Below are 8,941 nucleotides of genomic sequence, written 5' to 3' on the forward strand. Positions count from 1 at the left end.
CCCAGCATCACCTTGTCGGCGCCGACCTCGGCCTTGACGTCATCCGCGTTCGGATGAACCACGACGCCATGGATCGATTCAAGCAATGAGAGCTCTACGAAATCCTGCCGCTTGATGATGCCGCGGGTCGGCGGCGGCGCGGTCACCACCCAGAGCGTATCGCCGGCGTCGGGATCGACCAGCTTGTGAAGCTGGCCGGGATTGGCGAGCGGCACGCTGACATTGGCGAGCGACGGCTCCGAGATGTTGCGCACCACGGTGAGCGGCAGCGGCGGCTTCTGCACCCGGTCGGCAAAGGTCAGCGTCCAGCTCACACCGCGCGAGCGGTCGTCGCTCTCCAGCGACGGCATCTGCGGCCGGTTGAGGCGGAAGCGCACCGCCTGCCCCTTCTCCAGCGGGATCCGGCTAACGTCGGAAATCAGCGCACCGCCCTTGGCGCGGATCGGATCGACGTCGATCGGATCGGCGGTGTCGAACACCATCCACACCGTATCGGCGCGGCGGAACAGCGCCGCCGGCGTCGCGCCGGGGAATGAGAACGTCACACGGAGCCCGTCGCTGTCGCGCTGGGCTTCGACCACGGATTTGCCGCGGGCCTCGGCGGACGGCGATGGCGCAACGTTGGGCTTCGGCGTCTCCATCGCAGCCGCGGCTGCGGCAGCGGGCACAGGCTTCGGCGCTTCGCTCGCGGGCGTCCTGCCCGGTTCCGGCTCAGAACCGGCGCTGCCGTCGTGCGGCACAGCGGCGCGCTCGACGTCGGCCGCCGGTGCAGCTGCGATCTTCGGCAGCTCCGAATTGGGCAGCTCTGACCTTGGCCGCTCGATTTTCGCAGGCGCGATCGCCGGCTGTTCACTGCCGCCCTGCTCGGATTTGACCGCTTCGGATTGCGGCTGCGGCAGCTCGGACTTGAGCGGCTCGGGCTTAAGCGGCTCGGACTTGGCCGGCTCCACTTTGGCCTGCTCGGGCTTGATCTCGATCTTGGCCTGCTGCGCGATGCTTTCCGAGGTCACCGGCGCAATCGCCGCCGCGCTCTTCGCTTTGCCGCGTGGCGTCGGCGACAGCGAGCTGAGAGAGGGCTTCGCCGCCTGCTGCTGCTCGTTCTGCTGGAAAGCGACATCGACGATATAGTTCTTCTCGTCGCGGAATGAATGCACATCGACGTCGCCGATCAGCGTCACGTCGACCGCCGAGGTGTCCGTATCGGAGCGCGAGCTGATCGATGCGACGTTCGGCGGCGCGGCGACCTTGGCGTCGGCTAGATCGAAGGTCAGGACCGAGTTGAAGGACAGCGACAGCTTCTGCTCGTTCAGCACCGAGGACACACTGACCCCGTCGGGAACCTCGAACACGAAACGGACGAAAGTGGGCTGCACCAGCGCGCGGACGCGGATCGGCGGCTTCTTCTTGGCAGCGTCGGCCGCGCGCTGGATGCGCAGCAGACGCTCGGCGGCGCGGGCGCGCTCCGCAAGCTCCCGGATCACCTCCTGCGGCAGCGACGGCGGTGGGCCGGTCCAGCCGTCGGGCAGGAAGTCGACGAAGATGCGCTCGCCGGCGGTCATGGTGTTGACGGTGACCCGGCGCGCCAGCGACAGGCGGATCGCCGACCCGTCCGGATCGCGGCGGGCGGCGCCGACATAATCGGGCACCGCATCCGAGAGTTTCTCGACGGGGATGTCGACCGGACGCTTGAAGCGGATCACGATGATCGACCCGGCGGTCGTGACCTCCGACTCGACATCCTCCTTCAGCCTGAGCACCAGCCGGGCATAGCCGTTGGCGGCCGAGAATGTCGCCTCACCCGGCACCGGGTCTTCGGCCCGCGCCGCGGTCGAATAGGTCAGAGTTGTCAAAGCAAGGCCGGTGGCGAGCAGGCACAGACGCGCAGTCCGCGCCCAGGCGCGGCCTAGCGACCATGTTCCAGCGGCAGCTGTTCGCGCCATCTCGAAGCGTCTTCTCGGGACCCCAGCCATACCAGCGCGAAGCGCCCTCGCCCACGCGTCCCGATCTTGGATCGGGCGGCGTTAAGGAGCTGTTAACGTCAATGCTTTGTTTCGACCCCAGGGACACCAAGGCCCAAGGCGAAGTCCGAGACAGTGGCTGATGGCGATATCGCCAAGATGGGCGGTATCTCGGGGTGGTTCGCGAACGATGCAGCCTATTCCTGCAACGAATCGTCAAGCCCGTGCGCCAGGGCAAATGCCTGCCGGGCCTTCACCTGCCACGCGGCATCGCATGCACTCCCACAATATTGTCGCTGACTGAAGAAGCTGAGGTTGGATCCCCTGCGCACGGCGTCTTTTGTGACGCGCAACGCGAGGTGGATCGGCTGCGCGTTTTGCGACAGGTCATGCACCTCGAAATCGAGGCGAACAAAGCCATCATCGCTTGCGCTGAGATTCAGGAAATCCTGCGTGAAAGCGCGCAAGGCCACCCTCGACCCAACGACGTCGTAGAGCATTCCCTCGACGCGGTAGCCGTATTTGATGTCATCGGGATGAATTTCAAGCGGATACAATGAAGGCGTCAGAACAAGTTCCGGCGGCGTACGATCGATGTAAACCAGCTTTTCCCGACCCGTGTCCGGATCTTTCAGGATGCGCCACTCATCCTGCCCGGAGGCAAGGTTCTTCTCTTCGAAATGCACTGAAGCCATTGGATATTGCGGCTCCAGACTCTCAACGTAGGAAAGTGTCCCGGTCCGTGGATGAAGCTTGTATGTGATGGGGTCCGGCATGGTGGAACCGATCAACGCATTGCTTCCCGCAAAGACAGGAGCCGCGTGCGGCACAACGCCTCCCCCGACGCTCAGGCCGAACTGATCGTGGAGTTGCTGGTTCGAAAGGCCCCGCAAGACGGAGGGGCCCTCGTCCGGCAAGGGCACATGGTCATCAGCCTGTTCTGCGAAATAAAGCTGCCGCGCTTCGTTTCCTTGCTTGAGGTAAACGCGGTCATCTTCAAACAGCATGGCAATGTCAGCATTGATCGGCGGACGGAATGGGCCCATCGAGATGGAGTGCCATCCCTGCTGGCCCGAGCCGGACATCGTCGAATCCGCGATCTCGATGACCCGGCTGGGTCCGGTAGGCGCGGGAATTTCGATGCCCGTCAACGCATCCAGGCGAGCGTTGACGATCGAATTGCGGCCTCGTGACGGAGCTTGAATACCGACGGCGAGCCTGGCGGTGCTTGCATCCTTGATCCGGATATTCTCCGTCATCTCATTGCCGCGGATTCCGACGCAGCCGCACCACACTCCCGCGCCTTCGATACGAGCCGTTTGAATGGAGATGTTTTTCGAGTACGGGAGGAAAACTCCGTAGGTCCTGAAATTCCAGACGGAGAATCCTTCAATTATGCTTTCTGAAGCTCCCGCCGAATAGATCTTGTGAACCCAGACCTCCAACCCATTGCCGACACCGGCGGCTGTGTTGCGCTTGAATGTAAACGAGGGGTTGGAAATCGGGATCAACCCGGTGGTTCTCTCGGGATTCCCGCTGCCGAGGTTGTTGCTGTCGAACAGAACGTAGGATCCGTTCTCGCGTAAGGGATAGCCGAAGATCACATATGCTCCTTCGGCCTGCCCAAAGGCGAAATTGTCGGACATCTCCACGGCGGAGCTTTGCGACCAGAATCCGTGGCCGCCGTGCCCAAGGTCTCCAACAAATTCCCGACTTCGGATCGCTTCTCCGGAGCCGAGTGACCGGATTGCAAGATTGTGACGAAACGCTCCAATCTCGCTGCCGTTCTCGGCGAAGAAGTGCGATCCGTTCACCCGATATGTCACGTTGTCCTCAGCAACGACATTGCCGCCGTGGTTGACGATGCCGTGCTTCGGCGCTCCCCAAACGACGCTGTCACGTACCGTGTTGGGTGAAAGATCTCGCTCGGCGCCCGAGCGCATGTGAAAATGCACGGCATACCGGCCGATGGTGTTTTCGATTGACTCGGGCTTGACCTCGCCTGCTCCATCGTAGGCCGGTATCGTATGTACGGACTTTGCGTCCGTACGGCCGAGGTCGATAAAGGAAGCTCCGCTGATCTGAATGCCGGTCTGCTGATGCATCATCATGATGTGCCCGCGAGCCGACAGCGGGGACGCGGTCTCAGATCTGAACTGCACATTGCGCGTGAGGTTGGCGATCGGGATCTGGACTCCTGCCGGAGCAGAATGGTCCTTGGTTATTCGGCCACTCAGCACAATCGAACGTGCGTCGGAAGAAATCGACCTGATGTTGAATTCTTCGTCGGAGGTGTTGCTGAAATCGACCCCGGGAATGACCAGCCGGTCTCCGATCTTCCAACCCGTCGCAGGTGCCGAAAGCTTGATGGATCGTGATCCAACCACCAGAGGTTCCGCCAAAACAAAGGGGACTTTCAATTCCCCGTTGATGGCAAGGTTTCCAAGAGAGACCAATCCGCCCCCGAGGTCTTCCTTGTCATCCTCGCTGGTTGACGGATGACGAGGGCCAAAGATGATTGAGGCCTGCACACCCGACGCAACCGGCGCGGTCGGCGACCCGACCTCGAACGTGCCGCCGATCGCGACAACGATCGTCACGGCATGCAGGTCTGTCGAACGGTCGGGGGCAAAAGCAACCTTTCCATCGACGCGCAACCAGTCCAGAGCGGGGCTGCCGGGACCTGCGTCGTAATTCACGCCAACCCAGAACGGGACGTACACCCGCGCTGCGCGGTCGGGAACCTGTCGATCAAGCCAGATCGACGGATCGCTCCAATTGCCCGATGCGACAGCGATGTGTGTCGCCTTCCCAATTGGCGCCAGCGCCAACGCGTTTGCGTGCTCGGTTCGCTTTGACTGATCGCGCTCCTCGGCAAGCGATCCATCTTCTCGTGCCTGGCATATCTCGATTTCGTTGCGAAGATCGGCGCGGTCCATAATTGGACGCCGCTCGGCGTGGCGGTAAAAGTGAACCGAGGCAATAGCCACCGGCACCGACAACAAGAGGATCGCCATAACAATGCGGGATCGAAACTGCACGGTGAACCCCCGATACTTGCCTCGTCATGACGATTATCGCGCAACGGACGCCCATCGCGCAACTACCAATTGCATCCACAGCAGGGTTCCCCAGAGCAAGCGATCTGGTGCCGCACGTCCATTTCCTGACGATCAAACACCGTTGCGGCTTCATGTTCTCCTACGTGGTGGCGGGCCAGTCGCTTGGTACAGCGTGCTTGACGTGCCGGGGTTTGCCTATATCGCAGCCGTACCTGTCGGTCCGTTCACGAGCGCGCCCGTCATCGCGATGATCCGGATGTGATGCAGGACGCATCCCTCGATGTGACGGAGGTTCAAGTGAGCGGGCTCCGAGCCCGGACCGCCGAGCCCCCCGGCTCGCCATGCGCCGCTCGCCGCGTCTGTGTGTTCTCCCGGACCAGCAACCAACTGAACAGGATGATGACCGGAGCACCAAAGGGCAGCGGCCGCACGGCAGACAGTTGGTAGAGAACCGGCAAATAGAAGACCATCGGCGCGAGAAACGTCACGCCAAGCACCATCTTCGACCAGGCCGGAAAGCCGACCTTTAACCACTCGCGCAGCATCCAGGCCAGCGGCAACGCCAGAATGAGCATGTCGTAGAACAGCGAGAACGGCGTGACCAGGAGGCAGGCGAGCACGATGATCGAGCGTTCGGCGGCAGGGCTGATCTTCTGACGCAACATCCAGACCAGCACACACACCATGCCAAGCGCCGCGAGGCCGTGAATGACATAGGCCGTGCCGGCGCCGGCGCCGAGCATGCGCGCCGCCGCGAACACGCTCTGCAGCAACGAAAACCCGACCTCGCCGTTCTCCAGCGCCTGGCCGGCCGAGTGCGAGACGTCGAGGAACTTGAGCCAAGTATCGAGGCCGAACAGCAGCCCGGACAACACCACGAGCGAAATCGACGAAATGCCTGCCCAGATCAGCGTGCGCCAGCGACCTGTGACGATCAGGGCGATCGGCACGGCCAGCGCCAAATGCGGCTTGATCACCATCAGCCCGAGGATCACGCCCGCGAGCCTTGGCCTCCGGTTCATGATGCCGAGACCGCAGCCAAGGATCGAAGCCGTCAGAAAGGCGTTCTGCCCTGCCACGGCATTCAGATAGACCGGCGCATAGGCCAGGATCGCAACCAGGGCCCATGGCGTTCGCAGGATACGCCAGATCACCGCGGCGAACGACGACGCCGTCACACCGATGAATACGAAGAACGAGACGAAATACGGCGCGAGCGCGAGCGGCACGCACAGGATCAGCATCGGCGGCGGATAGAAGAACGCCTCGTAGCCATCTCGCAGGTAGGGACGCTCCGCGAGCAGATGCAATTCGGGCACATAGACCTCGGCGGCATGTCCGGCGAGAATCTGAAGCGAGGCAGCCCAGAACGTCAGGAAGTCCGAGCCGAGCAGAAAATCTTTCGCGCCATAGCCGCCGGCGCGATAGAATAGCAAAAGCGACCTCACTTGGGTCAGGACCAGCACAAGTGCGATGCCACTTACGTACAACCGGGCGCGCTGCGCGGTCAGCCAGGGCATGTCCTTCAGCATCGGCAATTCCTAAAGCAACAGCTTGAGACATAGCGTCTCGAATTCTACGATAAATCGGTCGCAACTCGACGCTATCATAACTCCGGTGTTCCGTGGCGGTCGTGTCCCTCGGACAGAGCGCAAAGACCTCCGCACCTTTCGTTGGGGATACCGTGCCGGAAGCCGGCGGCATCGGCAGCCTCGCCTGCAGCACCGCCAGTGTGCTATAGACCGGCCTATATTGCGAAATGTTCGATAGCTTCTGGCTGTTTCATGAATGGAATTGGAATGACGCACGAGCGCAGCGGATATGACCGTGCGCTGGCCATTGCCTGCCTCATCGTGTTGAGCTTCCCGCTGCTCCTGGTCTTGCCGAAAGTCGTGGACGGCAGTTTCATGCTCGGGCTCGACTTCTCATGTTTTTGGAGCGCGGGGACGATGGCTCTCGATGGCCACGCCGCCGCCGCCTACGATTGGCAGCAGCTGCGGCAACTGATCCTTCGGATTCATCCTGGTCTGAACCAGGCGCCGTTCCCGGTTTACAAGGTGCCGATACCGTTCTTCTATCCGCCGGTGTTTTTCTTTCTTGCGGCGCCGCTCGCGCTGCTGCCGTTTCCGACCGCGTTCTGGATCTGGAGCGCGGCAAAGCTGCTATGCTGGGCGCTCGTTGTTTGGGCCATCCGGCCGCGCTCCATCGCGCTGCTGCTGGCATTCGCGATTCCACCCGTCTTGTATGATTTCTTTGTCGGGCAATGCTCGCTGCTCGCGGCATCGCTGCTCGGCGGCATCCTGCTGACGCTGGACAGGCGCCCGATCGTCAGCGGCTTGCTGATCGCGTTGCTGATCTTCAAGCCGCAGTTTGGCTTCCTGCTTCCGTTCGTCCTGATCGCCACTGGCCGCTGGCGCGTCGTCATCACGGCCAGTTTGGCGATACTGGTCCTCATGCTCCTCACCGGACTGACCTTCGGCTGGGACACCCTTGAGGGATTCCGTGCGGCGGCAATCTTCGCGACGACCCAGTTCCACTTCACCGGCACGCTGGCCTGGTACAAGCTGCAAAGCATCTACGGTCTGCTTCGGTTTGCCGGCCTTGGCTACGGATTGGCGATGGCGTTGCACATCGCCGTCGCTGCCGCAGTCGCGATCTGGGCGATGATGATATGGCGCCGCAATGTCAGTTTCGCCGTCAAGGCCGCGAGCCTGCTCACAGGAACGCTGCTCGTCTCTCCCTACTTCGCGATCCACGACATGGCGACGCTGGCGCTTGCGCTCGTCTTTCTCATGAACGCGCCCCCGGCCGAACAGGGCTCTCTTCTCTCGAATCGCTCCGCACTCCGGATCGGATACAGCGTGCTTGTCGTGTTGGGGTTTGCCTACATCGCACTCATACCCGTCGGTCCGTTGATGTGCGCGACCGTGATCGCGATGATCTGGATGAGATGCCGGCAACCCGACGTCAAATCGGATCTGGCTTACGGCTGAGCCGAGCATCATCAGCTAATTGACGGGTTGCTCGATCAGAGCCCGTCAATTCGTCTTCGGGGCGAGCATCTTGCCTTCGATCTTGGGGAGATCGTCGGTCGAAGCCGACTTGTCGCCACCGGCGCGGCGGGCAAGCTCGACTGTCAACCGTTCGGCGGCCTCGGGCTGCATCAGGCCGAGGATGTCGGACATCTTGCGCGGCTGGATCTGCGAGGCGATCTGGTAGAGCACGCCCATCTCGAGCCGGTCGAACACCTTGGCGGCGTCCTTCGGCTTCATGTTCTCGTACATGGTGACGATGCCCTTGAAGCGCGCGGCCTCGGCTTCCGTCTTTGCCGCCGCGTCGGCATTCGCCTTGGCATCATTGGCCTTGGCTTCCTCGACCTTGGCCTCGATGCGCTTCTCGGCGGCCTTCAACAGGCTCTCGCGGATCTCGACCTCTCGCGCGCGCGTCTCGAGCTCCTGGCGGCGCGACTGCAACCGCTCCAGGATCGCGCGCTCCGACGCCGACACCGGCGCCGGCGCATCGAGATTGACCACCACGCCGTCGGGCTTGGGCGGCTCCGCGGCCGGTGCAGCCGGCTTCGGCGGCTCGTCCTTCTTTGCGTCCTTGCCCTCGACCGATCCCGTGATGTCGCCGGGATCAGCCTTGATCCTGCTGTTGACGACCGCCGCCTTGCCGGCGCCGGGGAAGTTGAAATTCTGCTGCGCCCAGGATGGGCCGGCCGGGCCGGCCGGCGGCGCATCGTCGGCAAACACGTATCCGCCATCGAGCACCAGGCCCGCGATCTTCAGCACCATCAGGCCGAAGATCGCGACCAGCACCACGGGCATCACTCTGATGTCACGAAGCAACTTCATGCAGCGAGGCCGCCGGCCCTCCTGCGCTCGGTGAAGGCTTCAGCCGCCGCGGCAACCGCGCGCGCGG

Annotated in this window: 4 protein-coding genes and 1 pseudogene; 1 reads left to right on the forward strand and 4 read right to left on the reverse strand. The window is 62.5% G+C overall.

Going from position 1 to position 8,941, the window contains the following annotated elements:
• The 3 genes and pseudogenes from H8A95_RS39695 to H8A95_RS39705 all read right to left on the reverse strand — a co-directional run.
• Positions 1-1,940 (reverse strand): annotated as a pseudogene (locus H8A95_RS39695) (tetratricopeptide repeat protein); the annotation flags it as partial.
• A 215-nt stretch (positions 1,941-2,155) separates the two neighbouring features.
• Positions 2,156-4,999, reverse strand: coding sequence for a G8 domain-containing protein (locus H8A95_RS39700; protein WP_229187989.1), 2,844 nt, complete (start codon positions 4,997-4,999; stop codon positions 2,156-2,158).
• 314 nt (positions 5,000-5,313) lie between these two features.
• Positions 5,314-6,552: a glycosyltransferase family 87 protein gene (locus H8A95_RS39705; protein ID WP_229187990.1), complete on the reverse strand. Its 1,239-nt coding sequence runs from the start codon at positions 6,550-6,552 to the stop codon at positions 5,314-5,316.
• 267 nt (positions 6,553-6,819) lie between these two features.
• On the opposite strand from H8A95_RS39705, the gene H8A95_RS39710 reads away from it, so the two are divergent.
• Positions 6,820-8,013, forward strand: a complete 1,194-nt coding sequence (locus tag H8A95_RS39710) for a glycosyltransferase family 87 protein (RefSeq protein ID WP_229187991.1) — start codon at positions 6,820-6,822, stop codon at positions 8,011-8,013.
• A gap of 45 nt (positions 8,014-8,058) precedes the next feature.
• Here H8A95_RS39710 and H8A95_RS39715 read toward each other — a convergent pair whose 3' ends face one another.
• Positions 8,059-8,874 carry a MotE family protein gene (locus H8A95_RS39715; RefSeq protein ID WP_229187992.1) on the reverse strand — a complete coding sequence of 272 codons (816 nt, stop codon included), beginning with the start codon at positions 8,872-8,874 and terminating at the stop codon, positions 8,059-8,061.
• Between the last annotated feature and the right edge of the window lie 67 nt (positions 8,875-8,941).

The organism is Bradyrhizobium oropedii (assembly GCF_020889685.1).
Taxonomy (GTDB): Bacteria; Pseudomonadota; Alphaproteobacteria; order Rhizobiales; family Xanthobacteraceae; genus Bradyrhizobium; species Bradyrhizobium oropedii.

Excerpts from the sequence above, each read along its gene's own strand:
- H8A95_RS39705 (WP_229187990.1), bottom strand. The coding sequence starts at position 6,552 with ATGCTGAAGGACATGCCCTGGCTGACCGCGCAGCGCGCCCGGTTGTAC.
- H8A95_RS39715 (WP_229187992.1), bottom strand. The coding sequence starts at position 8,874 with ATGAAGTTGCTTCGTGACATCAGAGTGATGCCCGTGGTGCTGGTCGCG.
- H8A95_RS39710 (WP_229187991.1), top strand. The coding sequence starts at position 6,820 with ATGACGCACGAGCGCAGCGGATATGACCGTGCGCTGGCCATTGCCTGC.